Origin of the sequence: Kitasatospora sp. NPDC096077, from assembly GCF_040303245.1 — a bacterium.
Taxonomy (GTDB): Bacteria; Actinomycetota; Actinomycetes; order Streptomycetales; family Streptomycetaceae; genus Kitasatospora.
Genome location: NZ_JBEOSV010000031.1, coordinates 24,577 through 43,243, shown reverse-complemented (window position 1 = coordinate 43,243; position 18,667 = coordinate 24,577). Strand labels below are relative to the sequence as shown.

Here is an 18,667-nt window from a genome sequence, read left to right as displayed (position 1 = left end):
GGAAGACCCGGCAGTCCCCGCAATCCACCGCGATCCCAGGCGAGTTCGCCACCCACTCGGGACGGCAACCGCCTCACGCACCCGACGATCCGGCATCGACGCCGCCCCCACAAGGCGGCGCCCGAGGCGCACCACCGCAACAGGCGCACGCCAAGCGCTGCGCGCCGCCACCGCACAACGCACCACGCAACGGACAATCAACACACAGTCACCGTCCCGTAACCATCGGCAACGAGAACCTGTTGGGGGAGGCATGGACAACCTGTTCGGCGAACTTCGACTGGGGCACCTGCGGCTGGCACCGCTGGGCGCGCGCCGCCGCACCAAGGTCACCGCGTCCCAGGCCGCCGCGGAGTACACCGGCCGCTGGGGCTGGACCGTCGCCACCGGCGACCCGGCCACCGGCACCACCACCCCGACCCGCTGTCCCTGCGGCGCCCAGCGCTGCGCGGCGCCCGGCCTGCACCCCGTGCCCGGCGCCGAGAGCCGGGCCGCGGCCCCCGGCGCGGAGGGCTCGGTGCTGTTCCCCACCGGACGCGCCTTCGACGTCCTGGACGTCCCCGAACCGGCCGGTCTCCAGGCGCTGGTCCGGCTGGAGCGGATGGGCACCCAGATCGGCCCGGTCCTGGCCCCGCCCACCGGCCGGCTGCAGTTCCTGGTCGCCGCCGGCACCGCCCGGCGCCTGCCCGACCTGCTCTACCGGATGGGCTGGGACGACGCCGCGCTCGACCTGAGCTGCCACGGCGAGGGCAGCTACGTCGCCGCCCCGCCCACCGTGCTCGGCGAGCTCGGCCCGGTCCGCTGGCTGCGCCGCCCCACCCGCGACAACGCCGGCTGCCCGCCCGAGGCCCGGCTGCTGCTCGGCACCCTGGCCTACGCCTGCCACCGCAGCCGCGAGCGCACCGCCGAGCCCGCCTGGATCGCCTCGTGACCCGCCCGCTCGCCTCCGGGGCGCTCTGACCCGGCGCCGACGGTCGGCGCTCCGGCGCTCGCCCCTCGCTTGTCGCTTCTCCCTTTCGGCACCGGCGCGCCCCTTCGACTCGGGGCGGGAGGTTCCGGACAGGAAGAAGGGCCCGCCCCCGAAGGAGCGGACCCTCACACGGGAAGAACCGGTCAGTCCCCGATCAGCGCGTCCACGAACGCACCCGGCTCGAACGGCGCCAGGTCGTCGGCACCCTCGCCCAGACCGATCAGCTTCACCGGCACGCCCAGCTCACGCTGGACCGCGACCACGATGCCGCCCTTGGCGGTGCCGTCCAGCTTGGTCAGCACGATGCCGGTGATGTCCACCACCTCGGCGAACACCCGGGCCTGGATCAGGCCGTTCTGGCCAGTGGTGGCGTCCAGCACCAGCAGCACCTCGTCCACCGGGCCGTGCTTCTCGACGACCCGCTTGACCTTGCCCAGCTCGTCCATCAGGCCGGTCTTGGTGTGCAGTCGGCCGGCGGTGTCGATCAGCACGGTGTCCGCGCCCTCGGCGATGCCCTCCTTGACCGCGTCGAAGGCGATCGAGGCCGGGTCGCCGCCCTCCGGGCCGCGCACGGTGCGCGCGCCGACCCGCTCGCCCCAGGTCTGCAGCTGGTCGGCGGCGGCGGCACGGAAGGTGTCGGCCGCGCCGAGCACCACCTTGCGGCCGTCCGCGACCAGGACCCGGGCCAGCTTGCCGGTGGTGGTGGTCTTGCCGACGCCGTTGACGCCGACGACCAGGACCACCGCCGGGCCCTCCTCGTGCTTGGTGGAGCGGACGGTGCGGTCGGCGTCCTTGCCGACCAGCTCGACCAGCTCCTCGCGCAGCAGGGCGCGCAGCTCGTCGGGGGTGCGGGTGCCGAGCACCTTCACCCGGGTGCGCAGCCGCTCGACCAGCTCCTGGGTCGGGGTGACGCCGACGTCCGCGGTGAGCAGCGTCTCCTCGATCTCCTCCCAGGTGTCCTCGTCCAGGTGCTCGCGGGAGAGCAGCGAGAGCAGGCCCTTGCCGAGCGAGTTCTGCGAGCGGGAGAGCCGGGAGCGCAGCCGGACCAGCCGGCCGGCAGTGGGCTCGGGGACCTCGATGGCGGGCGTCGCCTCGGCCTCGGCGGGCGCCTCGATCTCGACGACCTCGACGACCTCGGCGGTCTCGGCCGTTTCGGGGAGCGGCACCTCCTCGACGGTGCGGCGCGGCTCCTCGGTCGGCGGCGCGGCCTCCTCGCCGACCTGGGGCTCCTGCGGGGTGGTCTTCGGCGCCGTGATGACCGGCGCCTGCGACTTCGGGGGCAGCTGCTGGCGTCGTCTGCCGGAAACGACGAGGCCCGCGATCGCGCCGACGGCGATCACGGCGATGACTACGGCAAGGATCACGTATTCCATAACGCCCCCCAGTATCCGTGACCGGAGCCGTTCTGGACCGCAGCCGCCCTACACCGTCACCGTACGGACGCCTGCCGGCCCCCGCTCCCGGTGCCCGCCCGCCGCCCGGCCGCTCGGACGTGCCCCCTCCCGCAGCCGCTGGCTGATCACCTGGGAGATCCCGTCGCCCTTCATGGTCACGCCGTACAGCGCGTCGGCGGACTCCATGGTCAGCTTCTGGTGGGTGATCACGATCAGCTGGGAGCTCTCCCGCAGCTCCTCCATGATCCCGACCAGTCGGCGCAGGTTGGTCTCGTCCAGCGCCGCCTCCACCTCGTCCATCACGTAGAACGGGCTGGGCCGCGCCTTGAAGATGGCCACCAGCAGCGCCACCGCGGTCAGCGAGCGCTCGCCGCCGGACAGCAGCGACAGCCGCTTGACCTTCTTGCCCGGCGGCCGGGCCTCCACCTCGACCCCGGTGGTCAGCATGTTGTCCGGGTCGGTCAGCACCAGCCGCCCCTCCCCGCCCGGGAACAGCCGGGCGAAGACGCCCTCGAACTGGGCGGCGGTGTCGTGGTAGGCGGAGGTGAACAGCTGCTCGACCCGCTGGTCCACGTCCCGGACGATGTCCAGCAGGTCCCGCCGGCTGCGCTTGAGGTCGTCCAGCTGCTCGCCGAGGAACCGGTGGCGCTCCTCCAGCGCGGAGAACTCCTCCAGCGCCAGCGGGTTGACCTTGCCCAGCTGCTGGTACGCCTTCTCGGCGGCCCGCAGCCGCCGCTCCTGCTCGGCCCGGACGTACGGGTACGGCTCCCCCGGCTCCCGCCCCTCCTCCGGCGTGCCCGGCGGGACGGGCTGGTCCGGCCCGTACGAGGCCAGCAGCTCCCCCCCGTCGATGCCGAACTCCTCCAGCGCGCGGGCCTCCAGCTGCTCGATCCGCAGCCGCTTCTCCGCCCGCAGCACCTCGTCCCGGTGCCCGGCGTCGACCAGCTTGTCCAGCTCCTCCTTGAGGCCGCGCCCGTGCTCCCGGTGCTCCCGGAGCTCGTGCTCCCGCTCGGCGAGCGCCTGTTCGACCGCCGCGCGCCCGGCGTCGGCGCGGGCCAGCGACACCTCCAGACAGGCCAGCAGCTGCCGGGCGCCCGCGGCGACGGCGTTCGCGACCCGGGCGTCGTGCTCGGCGCGCCGGCGGCGCTCGGCGGCCCGGGCGCGCGCCTCGCGCTCGGCCCGGGCGGCCCGGTCCAGCTGGTCGGCCCGGCCGGCCAGCGCGCGGACCCGCTCCTCGTGGGTGCGCACCGCGAGCCGGGCCTCCAGTTCGGCCTGCCGGGCGGCGGAGGCCGCCTCGGCCAGCCGCTGCTGCTCGGTGTGGTCCGGCTCGTCCTCGCCCGCGTCCGCCGACTCCTCGGCAGCGGCCAGTCGTTCGGCCAACTCCTCGGCGGTGGCCAGCAGTTCGGCGAGTCCCTGGTCGGCCCGGGTGACCGCCGCGGCCAGTCGGCCGGCCTCGCCGGCGGCGGCCCGGGCCTGTCCGCCGAGTCTGCCGAGCGCTCCGGCGACCTGGGCCCGCTCCTTCTCCGACTGCCGTCGCAGCTCGCCGAGTTGCTCGACCTCGGCGGCCGACTCCCGGCGGAGTCCGGTGAGTTCGGCCAGCCGCTCGGCCGATCCGGCGCAGCGGAGGTCGAGTTCGCCGAGCTCCCGGGCCGCCTGGTCCACGGCCGCCTGGGTCTCCAGCAGGCTCGGCGCGCCGCCGGAGCCGCCCTGGGCGAAGCCGGCGCCCAACCGGTCCCCGTCGGCGGTGACGGCGGACAGTTCGGGGTGGTCGGCGACCAGCCGCAACGCCTGGTCCAGGTCGGCGACCACCGCCACCCCGGCCAGCCGGTTGCGCACGGCGGCGAGCAACTCGGCCGGACCGTCGACCAGTTCGACGGCCCAGCGGGCACCGTCCGGCAACTCGTACGTCCCGACCGGGGCTTCGGCGGCCCCGGCGACCAACAGCGCGGCCCGCCCGGCGTCCTGGGCGCGGAGCAGTCGCAGCGCGTCGACGGCGGCGCCCGGCGAGTCGACGGCCACCGCGTCGGCGGCCGCCCCGAGCGCCGCGGCGACCGGCACCTGGTGGCCGGGCTCGATCCGCAGCAGCGCGGACGCCGGGCCGAGCAGCCCGGTCAGCCGCTCCCCCGCGTCCAGCAGCGCGCCGGTGCCGTCCTTGCGGCGCAGCCCGAGCGAGAGCGCCTCGTGCCGCGCGCCGAGCCCGGCCCGCTCCCGTTCGGCCGCCGCGGCCGTCTCCCGGGCCGCGGCGAGGTCCCGTTCGACCTCGGCCAGCCGCTCGCGGGCCCGTCGGTGCCCGGTCTCGGCCTGCTCGTCGTCCCCGGCCAGGCCGTCCACCTGCTGCTGGAGTTCGTCGAGTTCGCCCTCGGCGGCCGCGGCGCGCAGCAGCGCCTCGTCCCTGGCCTCGGTGAGCCGACCGATCTCGTCCTGCGCCGAGCCGGCCCTGGAGCGGGCGGCGGCGGCCTGTCCCTGGAGCCGGGCCAGGCCCTCCCGGCGGTCCGCGATGGCCCGGGCGGCGTCCCGCAGCCGGCGCTCCTCGGCGGCCAGCCCGCGTTCCAGTTCGCCCTTGTGCTCGACCGCCTCGGCCAGTGCGTACCGGGCCTCCTCCAGTGCCTCGGCGAGCGCCTCCTCCTCCGCCCGGACCCGTTCGGCCTCCTGTTCCAGCTCCTCCGGGTCCCGGCCGCGCCGTTCCTCGGCCGCGCCCCCGGCGGCGGCGTGCCGGGCACGGGCCTCGGCCAGGCCGATCGTGCCGCGGCTGCGCTCGGCGAGCGCGGAGAGCCGGTACCAGGTCTGCCGGGCGGCCTCCAGGCTCGGGCCGAGCTGCTGGACCTGTGCCTCCAGGACCCGTTCGCGCTGCACCGCGCGGGTCAGCTCCTGTTCGACGGTGGTCCGGCGCAGCCGCAGGGCCAGTTCGTCGGCGACCTCGGCCTCGACGGCCCGGCGCAGGGCGAGCAGGTCGTCGGCGAGCAGCCGCAACCGGGCGTCCCGCAGGTCGGCCTGGATGCCGGCGGCTCGACGGGCCACCCGGGCCTGTCGGCCGAGCGGTCCGAGCTGGCGGCGCAGTTCGGCGACCAGGTCCTGCACCCGGTTGAGGTTGGCCTGCATCGCGTCCAGCTTCCGCAGCGCCTTCTCCTTGCGCTTGCGGTGCTTCAGGACGCCGGCCGCCTCCTCGATGAAAGCGCGCCGCCCCATCGGGTCGGCGTGCAGCACGGAGTCGAGCTGCCCCTGTCCGACGATGACGTGCATCTCCCGGCCGATGCCGGAGTCGGAGAGCAGCTCCTGGATGTCCAGCAGCCGGCAGGTCTCGCCGTTGAGGGCGTACTCGCTGCCGCCGTTGCGGAACATGGTCCGGGTGATCGTCACCTCGGAGTAGTCGATCGGCAGGGCGCCGTCGGCGTTGTCGATGGTGAGGCTGACCTCGGCGCGGCCGAGCGGGGCGCGCCCGCTGGTCCCGGCGAAGATGACGTCCTCCATCTTGCCGCCGCGCAGCGTCTTGGCGCCCTGCTCGCCCATCACCCAGGACAGCGCGTCCACCACGTTGGACTTGCCGGAGCCGTTCGGGCCGACCACGCAGGTGATGCCCGGCTCGAAGCGCAGGGTGGTGCTGGAGGCGAAGGACTTGAACCCGCGCAGCGTCAGACTCTTCAGGTGCACGCGGCCGGTCCCCTCATTCGCTCACGACGGGAACCGACTGTATCCGGAGTCCGACACGACGAAGGGACGCCACATCCGGGCGTCCCTTGCAAAGCTGCGTCCCTTTCGGGGCGGCTCAGTGCACAGCGGCGTCGACCTGTGAGGACCGGGCGGGGCTCAGGTGAGAGCCGGCTCCCGCTGATCCAGATCGATGCTGCTGAGCAGCGAGTGCTCGTCAGCGACAGCGGTGAGTGCGTCGTTCTCAGCCTGCATCCGAAGGAGCTCGGCTTCAAGGTCCTGGACGCGCTGCTGAAGCCGTCGCATCTCGGAGAGCATTCGCGGGTCGGGGCCGCCGACGTACCCGAGAAGCGCCTTTGCCATGATGAATGGTCCTCCACGCTGAGTGACCGAACCGGAACGGTACAGGTCTAGGGGGAAGGGGGACGCACGCGCGGCGCGCACCGGAAGTGCTGGCTGGGCACTACGGCACAACCACCGTGAGCTGGGCTCACGAGGGCATGCACCTGCCGGGGAACGCGATCGTGTGCGCGGGCTTCAAGCGTCTCACCAAAGACGGTACGGGTCAACACGATCACCGCACGCTACCGCGCCCCTGTCACCTGCCCGGCGGTGTCGTCACGCCTGGGGGTCTCGGGCCCGGGTCCACCACGTGCTCGTGGATCATCGTTCGATGCGGAGTCAACCACGAGTCTGCCCGAATGGCAACCGTATGACACCGACGCTTGCCGATCATTTCCGGGACGCGGGAGTGTCACCCCGGAAAAGCGGGCTCAGCGGATCTCGAAACCTTCGTAGCCTGCACCGACGGCGGTCCAGATCTCGGTCACCCCGCTCACCGCACCGGGCGTGTCGGGGCCCCGCAGCAGGGCCAGCAGCAGCTCGCAGTCGGCGGCCAGGCCCTCGGCCACCACCTGCACCCGGCCGTCGCCGAGGTTGCCGGCGTAGCCGGTCAGGCCGATCTCCAGCGCCCGTGCCCTGGTCCACCAGCGGAACCCGACCTCCTGGACCTTCCCCCGGACCCAGGCGGTCACCCGGACCGGTTCATCACTGTGGGCGTCGCGACCGTGCATGCCACGACCCTAACCGGCGAAGCCGCCGGTCACAGCTCCACCGGGCCCTCGACCGTCCAGCCCGGGGTGTGCACCTCGGCGTGCAGCTCGCCGCGGCGGGCCTCCCGGCCGCAGGTGCGGCAGACCCAGGCCGGGTCGAAGGGGTGCGGCGGGTGGTCCTCGGGCGCATGGGCGAAGGTCACCGGGGAGTCCGGCACCAGCCAGCGGTCACCCCAGGTGCGCAGCGCGTGGGCGAGCGGGGCGAGGTCCCGGCCGGCCGCGGTGAGGTGGTACTCGTAGCGCGGCGGCCGCTCGCTGTACGGGCGGCGCTCGACCACCCCGGCCTCCTCCAGGGCCCGCAGCCGTGCGGTCAGCCGGTCCCGCGGGGCACCGGTGTTGCGGGCGATCCGGTCGAAGCGGTGGTTGCCGTAGAACAGCTCGCGCACCACGAGCAGCGCCCACTTCTCGCCCACCACCTGAAGCGCCACGGCCATCGAGCAGGGTCGGCCGGGGACGGCGGCCGGGGCGCGGGGCGGGGTGTCGGGGGTCACAGCGCCAGCCTGCCACACCGGGTTGGCTTTTCGAACCCGCAGCTCGAACCCGCAGCTCGGTCCCGCAGCTCGGTCCCGCCCCGGGTACTCACGCGTCGATCCCGCGCCGGGTACGCGGACGGCCCCGCCGGTCGGAACCGGCGGGGCCGTCGGGATCGCGGAACGATCAGCGGGTCAGCGGGTCACCAGTCCCCGCCGCCGCCGAAGTCGTCGCCGCCGCCCCAGTCGCCGCCGCTGAAGTCGGACGCGTTGAAGTCCACGCCGGTGAAGTCCCCGCCCTCGTACTGGTCCTGGTAGCCGCCGTGGCCGCCCTCCATCATCGGCGCCGCCGCGTAGGCCGGGCTGCTCATCATCGAACCGAGCATGGTGCCGACCAGCAGGCCGGGCAGCAGGCCACCGCCGCCGAAGCCGCTGTAGTACCCGCCCGCGTACGGCGCGTAGGCCGGGCCGGCGTTCCAGTACGGCTGCGGGCCGTGCTCGGTGTCGACGGTGCGCACCGCCGGGTCGAGGCCGGCCGCGACCCGGTCCGCGTCGGCCTGGCAGACCGGGACGGCCCGGGGGGAGCCGCCGGCCGGGGCCCAGTCGACGTCCTTGACGGACGGGCCGTGCCGCGGGTCCATGAAGCACGGAGGGCGACGCTCGGGCAGCGGGCGCTTCGCGCGCCGGGCCGCCAGGGCGGCCAGCTGGAACCGGCCGTCCTCGATCGTCTCGGTGACCTGCTTGACGTCCTCGGGCCGCTTGGCCTCGGTCATCAGCCGCTTGGACTTCTCGTACGAGTCCAGCGCGTGGCCGTAGTCGGTGCGCTGGGCGTCGTCGGCGTCCGGCGCGCTCGGGTTGAAGTCGAGCCGCTCCAGTTCGACGCCGAAGGCGGTGATGTCCTCGTCGACGACGCGGCGCAGCTGCTCCAGCTCGGCCCGGGCCTGCTCCTCCTTGCGCTTCTTGGCGCGGCGGAAGAGGAAGAAGACGCCGGCGCCGGCCAGTGCCACCAGCAGCACCGGGATGATCACCCAGGCGATCGAGGTGCTGTGGTTGACCCCGGTGCCCTTGGTCTGCGGGGCGGCCTGGTCGACGAAGTCGTTCAGGGTGGCGTTGATGTCGCCCTTGTCGGCGCGGTGGACTGCGCCCGCGATCCGGCCGGCCGCGCCGGCGCTCATCGCGCCGCGGTCGCTGTAGGCCAGGAAGTCGTTGTCCCCGTGCCAGACGGCGTACACGCCGTCGATGCCGACCAGGGTGCGCAGGTCGGTGCCGATGGTGGCCTTGTTGGCGGCCTCGGGGACGACCGCGACGAAGATCGGCTTGTCGGCCTTCTCGATCTTCTTGGTCAGCGCGTCCGCCTGGGCCTGGCTGAAGCGGTCCTGCATCGTCGGGGCGACGTAGACCTGGCCCTTCTTCAGCGCGGCCGCGGCGTCGCTCAGGCCGCCGGCGGCCGAGGCGGCGGGTGCGAACAGGAGCAGCACCCCGAGCAGCGCCGCCACCAGGGCAAGTGGCCCGGCGCCCCGGGAACGTCGTGCAAGGGTTCTCATGCCCTCGACGCTACCGTGATCGGCCGCCGGGCACGGCATACCCTTCGCATACTGGTTATGTCAGGATTCCCCGCCGTCCGCCGGGGCGGCACCCCTTCTCGCGGATGAGATTTCCCCGAGTAAACCCTGAGACCGGTGGGATCGGGGAACCGGACGGGACGGCCGGACGTACGTCCCGGCGGGCCCGGAGCGGTGCGGGGGCCGGCCCGGAGCGGTCCGAGGGTGCGTCCCGACCGTACCGCGCGACGGGGCACACTGTTCCCGGACCGCTGGTCCCATTACTCGTTCTTGACCCGACTCCCGATCGGAGCACTTGGTGATCATCGGCCTCGTCACGGCCGTGGCGGCATCCGCCTGCTACGGCACCGGCTCGGTCCTGCAGGCCGTCGGTTCCCGCCGCTCGGCCCGCGAGGAGGCGGCCAAGGGTGCCACCTCCTCGACCACCGAGCACGGCGGGCCGAGCCTGTCCTCCACCGCGAAGGCCGCCGTCACCTGGGAGTTCATCACCGGGACGGTGCTCGACCTGATCGGCTTCGGGCTCGGCGCGCTGGCCGCCCGGCTGCTGCCGCTGTTCCTCTCCCAGACCATCATCAGCGCCAACCTGGTGATCACCGCGGTGCTGAGCATCAAGCTGCTGGGGATCCGGCTCAAGCAGCTGGAGTGGGCCTCGATCGGCGTGCTCTGCTCGGCGCTGGTGCTGCTGGCCGTCTCGGCCGGCCCCGAGGGCGGGCACCACGCCGCGATGGCCTTCCACTGGGGGCTGCTGATCATCACCACCGTACTGCTGGTCGGCGGCGGTCTGCTGGTGCGCCGGATGGGCTCCAAGGGCGCGATCGTCGCCGGTCTGCTCTCCGGCCTCGGCTTCGGCGCGCTGGGCGTCGGCGTGCGCATCCTGAACGGCGTGGAGCCGTTCGACCTGGTCCAGCTGATCTCCGACCCGGCGCTGTACGCGATCCTGGTCGGCGGCCTGGGCGGGATGTACGTACACACCGTGGCGCTGCAGATCGGCTCGGTGAACGGCGCCACCGCCGCCCTGGTGGTCGGCGAGACGGTGCTGCCCGGCGCGGTCGGGGTGCTCTGGCTCGGCGACTCCTCCAAGTCCGGCCTGGGCTGGCTCGGCGTGGTCGGCTTCCTACTCGCGGTGGTGTCCGCGGTCGGCGTCGCCTACTTCGGCCAGGGCGACCACGGCGCACTCGGCGAGTCCTCCGCCGAGCACCCCGAGCTCGCCCACAAGTAGCCGTCGCTCAGCCCCCGTTGGCGCGCGGCACGCGCTGGCAGCGGGGGCAGAAGTAGCTGGACCGGTTCATCCAGGCGGCCCGCCGGATCGCGGTGCCGCAGCGGCGGCAGGGCTCGTGCTCGCGGCCGTAGGCGTCGAGGTCGCGGGAGAAGTAGCCGCTCTCGCCGTTCACGTTGACGTACAGGCTGTCGAAGCTGGTGCCGCCGACGGCCAGCGCCGCCGTCATCACGTCCCGGGCGTTGGCCAGCAGCAGCGCGGCCTGCGGGCGGGTGAGGGTCGCGGTCGGGCGGTCGTAGTGCAGCTTGGAGCGCCACAGCGCCTCGTCGGCGTAGATGTTGCCGACGCCGCTGATCAGGGTCTGGTCGAGCAGGGCGCGCTTGACCGTGGTGCGCTTGGCCCGCAGCGCGGCCGCGAAGGCCGCGTCGTCGAAGCGGGGGTCGAGCGGGTCCCGGGCGATGTGCGCGATGGAGACCGGGGTGCCCTCCGGGTCGCCGTCCTCGGCCTCCTCGACGGCCAGGCCGCCGAAGGTCCGCTGGTCCACGAAGCGCAGTTCGCGGCCGCCGTCGGTGAAGCGCAGCCGGACCCGCAGATGGGTCTCGTCCGGTACGGACGGGTCCTGGACGAGGAGTTGGCCGCTCATCCCGAGGTGGCCGATCAACGAGAACCCGTTGCCCAGCGGCACCCAGAGGTACTTGCCGCGGCGCTGCGCGGTGCCCAGGGTGGTGCCGGTCAGCCGGGCCGCGAAGTCCGCCGGGCCGGCCGGCTGGCGGCGCACCGCGCGCGGGTGCAGCACCTGGACGTCGTCGACGGTCCGCCCGGCGACCCAGTTGGCCAGTCCGCGGCGGACGACCTCGACCTCGGGGAGTTCGGGCACGGGAAACGGACCTCCTGCGTCGAAAGGGATCAGGAGGAAAGGCTACTGCGGGAGCACTACGCGCCGGCGGGCAGCCGGTCGGCGTACTTCTCCTTGATCGCGCGCCAGGCGCTCTCGGCGGCCTTCTGCTCGGCTTCCTTCTTCGAGCGGCCGACGCCGCTGCCGAAGTCCTCGCCGGCCACCCGGGCCGCCGCGGTGAAGGTCTTCTCGTGGTCCGGACCGGACTCCATGACCACGTACTCGGGCACGCCGATACCCACCGAGGCGGTGAGCTCCTGGAGGCTGGTCTTCCAGTCCAGGCCGGCTCCCAGCTGAGAGGACTCCTCGATCAGCGGGTCGAACAGCCGGTGGACGAACTCGGTCGCCGCCTCCAGACCGCGGTCCAGGTAGACGGCCCCGATCACGGCCTCGACCGTGTCGGCGAGGATCGACGACTTGTCGCGGCCGCCGGTGCCCTCCTCGCCCTTGCCGAGCCGGATGAACACGCCGAGGTCCAGGCCCCGGCCGACGTCCGCGAGCGCGCGGGAGTTGACCACCGCGGCGCGCAGCTTGGCGAGCGTGCCCTCCGGGACGTCCGGGTGGACGCGGTAGAGGGTGTCGGTCACCACCAGGCCCAGCACCGAGTCGCCGAGGAATTCCAGGCGCTCGTTGGTGGGCAGGCCCCCGTTCTCGTACGCGTACGAGCGGTGGGTCAGGGCACGTACCAGAAGGGCGCGCTCAAGTGTGTACCCGAGGCGCCCTTCCAGGACGTCGTATTCGGTCGAAGCCGGCCCGCCGGCCTTGCCGCCGCCCGAAGAACCCTTCGAGGCAGAGGACGCCTTGCGGGTGGAGTTACCGTCCGACATCGATCCGTACACCCCGCCGATCAGACCGAGAGGACCTGGCGACGGTTGTACGTGCCGCAGCTCGGGCACGCGATGTGGCCCAGCTTCGGCTCGTGGCAGCGGTCGCACGCCACGAGGGCCGGAACAACGGCCTTCCAGTTGGACCGGCGGTGGCGCGTGTTGCTGCGCGACATCTTCCGCTTCGGAACAGCCACGGCTACTTCTCCTGGTTCTCGGCGAGACCCTCACGGGTGTCGCTGTTCTTGATCCCGTCACCCTCGTCGCCGGGGGTGGCGGAGAGTCCCTGCAGAGCCGCCCACCGGGGGTCGGCGGCATCGTGGTGGTGCGTCGGGTCGTCGCTCAGGCGCGCTCCGCACTCGGAGCACAGGCCCAGGCAGTCTTCCTGGCACACCGGCTGCAGCGGCAGTGCGAGCACCACCGCGTCACGCAGCACCGGCTGGAGGTCGAACAGGTCGCCCTCCAGGCGGTAAGTCTCTTCTTCCGAGTCCTCGTCGAGGTCCTCGGTCCCGGTGGTCCGGGCGCGGTGACGCTCGTCGGACTCCGGGTAGTAGTACAGCTCCTGGAAGTCCACGTCGATGTCGAACTCGACGGGCTCCAGGCACCGGACGCACTCACCCTCGACCTGGGCGTCGGCCGTGCCGGTGACCAGCACGCCCTCGACCACGGACTCCAGGCGGAGCTCCAGCTCGATCGGGCTCTTCTCCGGGACGCCGATCACGTCGATGATCCCGAGGCCCTCGGGGGCCTCCAGGGTCCGGCTCACCTTGCGCATCGCGCCCGGACGACGACCGAGCTCGTGCGTGTCGAACACGAGGGGGTCGCGGTGGTCGAGGCGGTTCAAGGTGTCCTGACTTCCATAGGAATCGACGCTGGGTCCCCCGTGTCCCGGTCGGCGCCGCGAGGGCAAGCCGAGAGCCGGACATGGGGATGCCGGAGTGGTCAGACTACCGGAGTCTCCCGCCAGGCCCAACTTCGGTCCCGTCAGGAGACTCCCGCACCGTCCACCGGGGCGTGCTCAGCGGCCGCCGAGCTCCCGCAGCCGGGTCATGTCGATCATGCTGGTGTCGAAGAAACTGGTCTCGTCCAGGCCTTGCTGCTGCTGCGGCACGGCCGGGGGCAGGGCGGGCTGCTGCGGGTAGCCGTAGCCGTCGTACGGCTGGGCCCCGTAGCCGTCCTGCTGCTGCGGATAGCCGTAGCCGACCGGTTGCTGGCCCTGGTGCTGCTGCTGGCCCTGGTAGTCGGGCTGCTGCTGCGGGTAGCCGCCCTGCTGCTGGCCCCACTGGGTGTTGTACGGGTCACCCTGGACGGCCGGGTCGAAGCCCCCGCCGTACACCTCGGCGTACTGCCCGCCCTGGTGCTGCTCCTGGTGCTGGTGGGGGTGCTGGTGCTGGGCGGCCGCGTACTGGTCGGCGCCGGGCGCCGGCCAGCCGGCCGCGGCCGGGGTCTGCTCGGGCCAGGCCTGCTGCTGCGGGACGTCCTCGCGGTACCAGGCGATGTCGGCGCCGTCGGCGTCCTCGGCGAAGCCGGCGGCCACCGCCTCGGCGCGCTCCTTGGCCTGCTGGGCCTCGTCGGCGGCGGCCAGGTAGGCGCCCAGCTCGTCGATCGGACGCTTGCCGAGCAGCTTGTCGCGGCCCTTGCCGACCGCCTCCAGGGTGGCGCCGAGCACGTTCTCCAGGGTGGCGAGCTTCACATCGACGTACTCGTCGACCTCGGGGCTCGGGCTGAGCCGCTGCGGCTGGAACTCCTCGCCGTCGGTCTCGCCCTCGGCCTCGAAGCCCGCGTCGCCGCGCAGCTTGGTCCGGCCGCGGCCGACCGCGCCGAGCGTCTTGGTCAGCACCACCTCGAAGTTGGCGAGCTTGCTGTCCACGTAGTCGTCGGCCTCGGCCCGCTGGGTGTCGACGTCGGCGCGGGCCTCGGTCAGGATCCGGTCGGCCTCGGACTGGGCCCGGCGGACCACCTCGGTGTCGGAGATCAGCGAACCGCGCTCGGCGTGCGCGCCCTGGATGATCCGGTCCGCCTCGGCCTGGGCCCCGGCCACCACCTGCTCGTGGTCGGCCATCACCGACTGGGCCTGGGCGAGTTCGGCGGGCAGAGCCGCCTTGAGGTCGTTGAGCAGGCCGATCAGCTCGGCCCGGTTCACCACGCAGGAGGCCGACATCGGCATCGAGCGGGCGTTCTCGACCGCCGCCACGATCTCGTCGACCTTGTTCTGCACGTCCACGGGGCTTCGTCTTTCCGTGTGCCGCCGACGGTCCGGCGGAGGCAGGCCCGGCGCGGTGGACCTCACCGCAGGGCAGGACTACAGACTGTACGGCCCCCGTGCGGCGAGCTCACAACGCCCGAGCCGAACCCGCTTCCGCCGCCCCGGACAAGCCATGACGAACCGGCAGGAAAGACCCGGCGCTACCGCTGGGCCCGGCGCTCCGCGATCCGCTCGACCAGCCGGCGGTGCACCGTCTCCGGCAGCAGGTGCGACACGTCGCCGCCGTACGAGGCGACCTCCCTGACCAGCGTCGAGGACAGGAAGCTGTACGTCGGCGAGGTCGGCACGAACAGCGTCTCCACGCCGGTCAGACCGTGGTTCATCTGGGCCATCTGCAGCTCGTAGTCGAAGTCGCTGACCGCCCGCAGGCCCTTGATGATCGCGGGGATGCCGCGTTCCCGGCAGTAGTCCACCAGCAGCCCCTGGTGCGACTCGACCACCACGTTCCCGAACGGCGCGGCGACCTCCTCGATCAGGCCGATCCGCTCCTCGATGGTGAACATGCCCTGCTTGTTCGGGTTGATCGCGACCACGACGTGCACCACGTCGTACAGCTTCGAGGCCCGCTCGATGATGTCGAGGTGACCGTTGGTGATCGGGTCGAACGAACCGGGGCAGACGGCTCGGCGCATGGCGTGTGTGCTCCCTCGTGGGGTGACGGCTGCTGCGGGTCGCGGCCCGCTACTCGTGATCGCTGGCCCCGGCGGCGGCGCGACCGTACCAGAGGGTGCCCTCGCCGTAACGGCGGGAGCGCAGCACCTCGAAGCCCTCGGGCCAGCCGAACTCGCCGCCACGGGTGCTGCGCTCCACGGTGACGAGTGCGTCCTCCGCGAGCCAGCCTCCAGCCGACATTGTGATCAGCATCTCGCGCACCTCGTCGTCCGTCACCGCGTACGGCGGATCGAGGAAGACCAGGTCGTACGGGGGCTGCGGGGGCGGCCCGGCGATCACCTTCTCCGCCTTGGCCGCCCGTACCTCGGCGCCCGGCAGGGCGATGGTCCGGACGTTCTCCCGGATCACCCGGGCCGCCTGGGCGTCCGCCTCGACCAGCAGGACGTGCTCGGCGCCGCGGGACAGCGCCTCCAGGCCGACCGCGCCCGATCCGCCGAACAGGTCCAGCATCCGGGCCCCGTGCAGGGTGCCGCGGAACGCCTCCAGGGTGGAGAACATCGCCTCGCGGGCCTTGTCGGAGGTCGGACGGGTGCCCCGGCCGGGCGGTACGGCCAGCCGGCGGCCGCCGGCCGACCCGGCGATCACGCGGGTCATGGTGGTGGAAGGTCCTTTCGTCGCTGCCCGACCACGCTATCCCGATCTCCGCCCCGCCCTCACGCCGAGCGGGTGCGGCCCGGGGGCTCTCCCCCGGGCCGCACCGCGCCCGCGCGGAGGGTCAGCTCGCCTCGGAGCCCGCGCCCTGGCCCGGGACCGCCGCGCCGAGCAGGGCCGGCGAGGCGTAGCGGGACCAGGACAGGCAGCCGTCGGGCGGGCAGAACTCGGGGCGGCGCGGGTCGTGCCCCAGCTCGCGCAGCTTGGTCCGGACGGAGTCGGGCGTGCGGCCGAAGCGGGCGGCGATCCGGGCGACGGTCTCGCCGTCGTGGAAGCGCCGGACCAGCTCCTCCTCGTGCTGCGGCACCCAGGGGGCGCCGTGGCCGGGGTACAGCTCGCGCAGCACGTCGCGGTCGGGGATGGGCTCGGAGACGTCGGCGACGATCGCCAGCGCCCGCAGCGCGCGGTTGAGCGCGATCCGCAGCGAGGCGACGTCCTCGACCGGCAGGCGGAGCCGGCCCGAGGCGAGCGGCGTGGCGGCCGCCCCCTCGCGCCAGCCGGTCAGGGTGAGGGTGACCTCTCGGTCGTCGTCGCTGGCGAGTTCGATCCGGAAGACCTTGTCGCCCAGCGGGAGCTCGTTGAGATGACGGAATGCCATGGCAGGACCCCCAAGTGTCGTGCCAGGTACGCACCTTGGGGGTGCGCCCTGAACAACTACATTCTCTCGCGGGGGTCTGACAATCCGGGCCGGCCGAGGACCCGCCCGACCCTTCCCCGGGCCGCTCAGCCCTTCTCCATGAAGGCCGCGCGGTCCTCGTCGAGCAGGCTCTCCAGCACGGTGCGCAGCTCCGGGTGGGCGGCCAGCTCAGGGTCCTCGGCGACCAGCCGGGTGGCCTCGGTCCGGGCGGTGCGGATGACCTCCTCGTCCTCCAGCACCGAGAGCACCTTGAGCGAGGACTTCACCCCGGACTGCGCCTGGCCCAGCACGTCGCCCTCGCGGCGCTGTTCGAGGTCGATCCGGGACAGCTCGAAGCCGTCCAGGGTGCCGGCCACCGCGTCCAGCCGGGCCCGGGCGGCGCTGCCCCCGGGCATCTCGCTGACCAGCAGGCACAGACCGGCCGCGCTGCCCCGGCCGACCCGGCCGCGCAGCTGGTGGAGCTGGGAGACGCCGAAGCGGTCGGCGTCCATGATGACCATCGCGGTGGAGTTGGGGACGTTGACACCGACCTCGATGACCGTGGTGGCGACCAGGACGTCCACGTCCCCGGCCGAGAACCGGCGCATCACCTCGTCCTTGGCCTCCGGGGCGAGCCGGCCGTGCAGGATCTCCACCCGCAGGCCGCTCAGCGGGCCCTTCACCAGCATCTCGGCGGTCTCCACCACCGAGAGCGGGGGCCGCCGTTCGTCGCTCGCGGCGCCGGCGTCCGGGGTGGTGAGGTCCTCGAAGTCCTCCTCGACCGCCTTGCGCCGCTTCTTGGCGGCCTTCGGGTCCGCGGTCGGCTCCTCGTCCCCGATCCGCGGGCAGACCACGTACGCCTGGTGGCCCTTGCCGACCTCCTCGCGGACCCGCTCCCAGGCCCGGGTGAGGAAGTTGGGCTTCTCCAGCGCGGGGACGACGTGGGTGGAGATCGGCGAACGGCCGGCCGGGAGCTGGTCCAGGACGGAGGTCTCCAGGTCCCCGAAGACGGTCATCGCGACGGTGCGCGGGATCGGGGTGGCGGTCATCACCAGCAGGTGCGGCGGCTGTTCGCCCTTGGCACGCAGCGCGTCCCGCTGCTCGACGCCGAAGCGGTGCTGCTCGTCCACCACGACCAGGCCGAGGTCCTGGAACTGGACCTTGTCCTCGATCAACGCATGGGTGCCGATGGCGATCCCGGCGGCCCCGCAGGCCATGTCCAGCAGCGCCTGGCGGCGGGCGGCGACGCCCATCGAGCCGGTCAGCAGCACCACCCGGGTGCCCAGGTCGGAGCCGCCGAGCAGGCCGGCCTCGGCGAGGTCGCCCATCATCTCGACGATCGAGCGGTGGTGCTGCTGGGCCAGCACCTCGGTGGGCGCGAGCAGGACGGCCTGGCCGCCGGCGTCCACCACCGCGAGCATGGCGCGCAGCGCCACCAGGGTCTTGCCGGAGCCGACCTCGCCCTGGAGCAGCCGGTGCATCGGGTGCTCGGTGGCCAGGTCGGCGGCGATCTCGGCGGAGACCTTCCGCTGGCCCTCGGTGAGGGTGAACGGCAGCCGGGCGTCGAAGGCGTCCAGCAGACCGCCGGGACGGGCCTCGCGCGGCTTGGCGGGCAGCGCGGAGTCGGCGGCCCGGCGCTGGGCGAGGGCGACCTGGAGGACGAAGGCCTCGTCCCAGCGCAGCCGGCTCTGGGCGCGCTCGCGGTCGGCCTGGCCGCGCGGGCGGTGGATCAGCTCCAGCGCCTCGGGCAGCGGGATCAGGTCGTGCCGCTCGCGCAGTTCGGCGGGCAGCGGCTCGCCGACGTCGCCGAGGTGTTTGGTGAGCGCGGTCTCGATGCAGATCGACAGCTTCCAGCTGGGCATCTGCGCGCTGGCGCCGTACACCGGGATGAGCCGGCCGGCGAACTGCTTCGCGGCGTCCGACCCGGCGTCCTCGTCGAGCAGCTGGTAGTCGGGCGAGACCAGCTGGCGGCTGCGGTTGAAGACGCCGACCTTGCCCGCGAACAGGCCCTGGGCGCCGGCCTTGAGCTCCTTCTGCCGCCAGCCCTGGTTGAAGAAGACCAGCGAGAGCCGGCTGCGGCCGTCGGTGACCACCACCTCCAGCCGGTCGCCCTTGCGGCCGCGGAACGGGATCAGGGTGACCTTCTCGATCCGGGCCAGCACGGTGACGTGCTCGTCGATCTCCAGCTCGTCCAGGCTGGTGAGCTGGCCGCGTTCGACGTAGCGGCGCGGATAGTGGTGCAGCAGGTCCCCGACCGTGCGCAGCTTGAGGCTGTCGGCGAGCACCTTCGCGGTGCGGTCGCCGACGAGCTTGGTCAGTGGTTCATCGAGAGCGCCCATCAGGCCCCTGTCTACACCACAGGACCGACGAACAG

17 protein-coding genes are annotated in these 18,667 nt (G+C 73.2%); 2 read left to right on the top strand and 15 right to left on the bottom strand.

Going from position 1 to position 18,667, the window contains the following annotated elements:
- Window positions 1-253 precede the first annotated feature (253 nt).
- A complete protein-coding gene (locus ABTZ03_RS24950; protein ID WP_350515290.1) occupies window positions 254-931 on the top strand; it encodes a bifunctional DNA primase/polymerase in 678 nt (225 codons plus the stop codon).
- A gap of 182 nt (window positions 932-1,113) precedes the next feature.
- On the opposite strand, the gene ftsY is transcribed toward ABTZ03_RS24950, so the two are convergent.
- The 6 genes from ftsY to ABTZ03_RS24920 form a co-directional block, all read right to left on the bottom strand.
- Window positions 1,114-2,343 (bottom strand): signal recognition particle-docking protein FtsY, encoded by a 1,230-nt coding sequence (ftsY, locus tag ABTZ03_RS24945; RefSeq protein WP_350515289.1) that lies wholly within the window; start codon window positions 2,341-2,343, stop codon window positions 1,114-1,116.
- A 48-nt stretch (window positions 2,344-2,391) separates the two neighbouring features.
- Window positions 2,392-6,012, bottom strand: coding sequence for a chromosome segregation protein SMC (smc, locus tag ABTZ03_RS24940; RefSeq protein WP_350515288.1), 3,621 nt, complete (start codon window positions 6,010-6,012; stop codon window positions 2,392-2,394).
- Between the two features lie 156 nt (window positions 6,013-6,168).
- Window positions 6,169-6,372, bottom strand: coding sequence for a hypothetical protein (locus ABTZ03_RS24935; protein ID WP_350515287.1), 204 nt, complete (start codon window positions 6,370-6,372; stop codon window positions 6,169-6,171).
- 410 nt (window positions 6,373-6,782) lie between these two features.
- Complete coding sequence (locus ABTZ03_RS24930; RefSeq protein ID WP_350515286.1) at window positions 6,783-7,082, bottom strand: acylphosphatase; 300 nt, start codon at window positions 7,080-7,082, stop codon at window positions 6,783-6,785.
- 29 nt (window positions 7,083-7,111) lie between these two features.
- Window positions 7,112-7,612, bottom strand: a complete 501-nt coding sequence (locus ABTZ03_RS24925) for a winged helix-turn-helix transcriptional regulator (RefSeq protein WP_350515285.1) — start codon at window positions 7,610-7,612, stop codon at window positions 7,112-7,114.
- A gap of 182 nt (window positions 7,613-7,794) precedes the next feature.
- Window positions 7,795-9,135, bottom strand: a complete 1,341-nt coding sequence (locus ABTZ03_RS24920; RefSeq protein WP_350515284.1) for a DUF4381 domain-containing protein — start codon at window positions 9,133-9,135, stop codon at window positions 7,795-7,797.
- Between the two features lie 316 nt (window positions 9,136-9,451).
- On the opposite strand from ABTZ03_RS24920, the gene ABTZ03_RS24915 reads away from it, so the two are divergent.
- Window positions 9,452-10,372: a DMT family protein gene (locus tag ABTZ03_RS24915; protein WP_350515283.1), complete on the top strand. Its 921-nt coding sequence runs from the start codon at window positions 9,452-9,454 to the stop codon at window positions 10,370-10,372.
- Between the two features lie 7 nt (window positions 10,373-10,379).
- On the opposite strand, the gene mutM is transcribed toward ABTZ03_RS24915, so the two are convergent.
- The 9 genes from mutM to recG all read right to left on the bottom strand — a co-directional run bounded on the left by mutM (window position 10,380) and on the right by recG (window position 18,632).
- Window positions 10,380-11,246, bottom strand: a complete 867-nt coding sequence (mutM, locus tag ABTZ03_RS24910; protein WP_350515282.1) for a bifunctional DNA-formamidopyrimidine glycosylase/DNA-(apurinic or apyrimidinic site) lyase — start codon at window positions 11,244-11,246, stop codon at window positions 10,380-10,382.
- A 56-nt stretch (window positions 11,247-11,302) separates the two neighbouring features.
- Window positions 11,303-12,091: a ribonuclease III gene (gene rnc, locus ABTZ03_RS24905; protein ID WP_350515281.1), complete on the bottom strand. Its 789-nt coding sequence runs from the start codon at window positions 12,089-12,091 to the stop codon at window positions 11,303-11,305.
- A gap of 20 nt (window positions 12,092-12,111) precedes the next feature.
- Window positions 12,112-12,285 (bottom strand): 50S ribosomal protein L32, encoded by a 174-nt coding sequence (gene rpmF, locus ABTZ03_RS24900; protein ID WP_030056747.1) that lies wholly within the window; start codon window positions 12,283-12,285, stop codon window positions 12,112-12,114.
- Between the two features lie 2 nt (window positions 12,286-12,287).
- A complete protein-coding gene (locus ABTZ03_RS24895; RefSeq protein WP_350515280.1) occupies window positions 12,288-12,932 on the bottom strand; it encodes a YceD family protein in 645 nt (214 codons plus the stop codon).
- Between the two features lie 174 nt (window positions 12,933-13,106).
- Window positions 13,107-14,312 carry a F0F1 ATP synthase subunit B gene (locus ABTZ03_RS24890; protein ID WP_350515279.1) on the bottom strand — a complete coding sequence of 402 codons (1,206 nt, stop codon included), beginning with the start codon at window positions 14,310-14,312 and terminating at the stop codon, window positions 13,107-13,109.
- 182 nt (window positions 14,313-14,494) lie between these two features.
- On the bottom strand, window positions 14,495-14,986 hold the full coding sequence (gene coaD / locus ABTZ03_RS24885) for a pantetheine-phosphate adenylyltransferase (RefSeq protein WP_350515278.1): 492 nt from the start codon (window positions 14,984-14,986) through the stop codon (window positions 14,495-14,497).
- A gap of 49 nt (window positions 14,987-15,035) precedes the next feature.
- Window positions 15,036-15,620, bottom strand: a complete 585-nt coding sequence (gene rsmD / locus ABTZ03_RS24880) for a 16S rRNA (guanine(966)-N(2))-methyltransferase RsmD (RefSeq protein WP_350515277.1) — start codon at window positions 15,618-15,620, stop codon at window positions 15,036-15,038.
- Window positions 15,621-15,741: 121 nt separating this feature from the next.
- Window positions 15,742-16,275 carry a hypothetical protein gene (locus ABTZ03_RS24875; protein ID WP_350515276.1) on the bottom strand — a complete coding sequence of 178 codons (534 nt, stop codon included), beginning with the start codon at window positions 16,273-16,275 and terminating at the stop codon, window positions 15,742-15,744.
- Window positions 16,276-16,400: 125 nt separating this feature from the next.
- On the bottom strand, window positions 16,401-18,632 hold the full coding sequence (gene recG, locus ABTZ03_RS24870; RefSeq protein ID WP_350515275.1) for an ATP-dependent DNA helicase RecG: 2,232 nt from the start codon (window positions 18,630-18,632) through the stop codon (window positions 16,401-16,403).
- Between the last annotated feature and the right edge of the window lie 35 nt (window positions 18,633-18,667).

Excerpts from the sequence above, each read along its gene's own strand:
- rnc (WP_350515281.1), bottom strand. The coding sequence starts at position 12,091 with ATGTCGGACGGTAACTCCACCCGCAAGGCGTCCTCTGCCTCGAAGGGT.
- recG (WP_350515275.1), bottom strand. The coding sequence starts at position 18,632 with ATGGGCGCTCTCGATGAACCACTGACCAAGCTCGTCGGCGACCGCACC.
- ABTZ03_RS24935 (WP_350515287.1), bottom strand. The coding sequence starts at position 6,372 with ATGGCAAAGGCGCTTCTCGGGTACGTCGGCGGCCCCGACCCGCGAATG.
- ABTZ03_RS24930 (WP_350515286.1), bottom strand. The coding sequence starts at position 7,082 with ATGCACGGTCGCGACGCCCACAGTGATGAACCGGTCCGGGTGACCGCC.
- ABTZ03_RS24875 (WP_350515276.1), bottom strand. The coding sequence starts at position 16,275 with ATGGCATTCCGTCATCTCAACGAGCTCCCGCTGGGCGACAAGGTCTTC.
- ABTZ03_RS24950 (WP_350515290.1), top strand. The coding sequence starts at position 254 with ATGGACAACCTGTTCGGCGAACTTCGACTGGGGCACCTGCGGCTGGCA.
- rsmD (WP_350515277.1), bottom strand. The coding sequence starts at position 15,620 with ATGACCCGCGTGATCGCCGGGTCGGCCGGCGGCCGCCGGCTGGCCGTA.
- ftsY (WP_350515289.1), bottom strand. The coding sequence starts at position 2,343 with ATGGAATACGTGATCCTTGCCGTAGTCATCGCCGTGATCGCCGTCGGC.
- ABTZ03_RS24920 (WP_350515284.1), bottom strand. The coding sequence starts at position 9,135 with ATGAGAACCCTTGCACGACGTTCCCGGGGCGCCGGGCCACTTGCCCTG.
- coaD (WP_350515278.1), bottom strand. The coding sequence starts at position 14,986 with ATGCGCCGAGCCGTCTGCCCCGGTTCGTTCGACCCGATCACCAACGGT.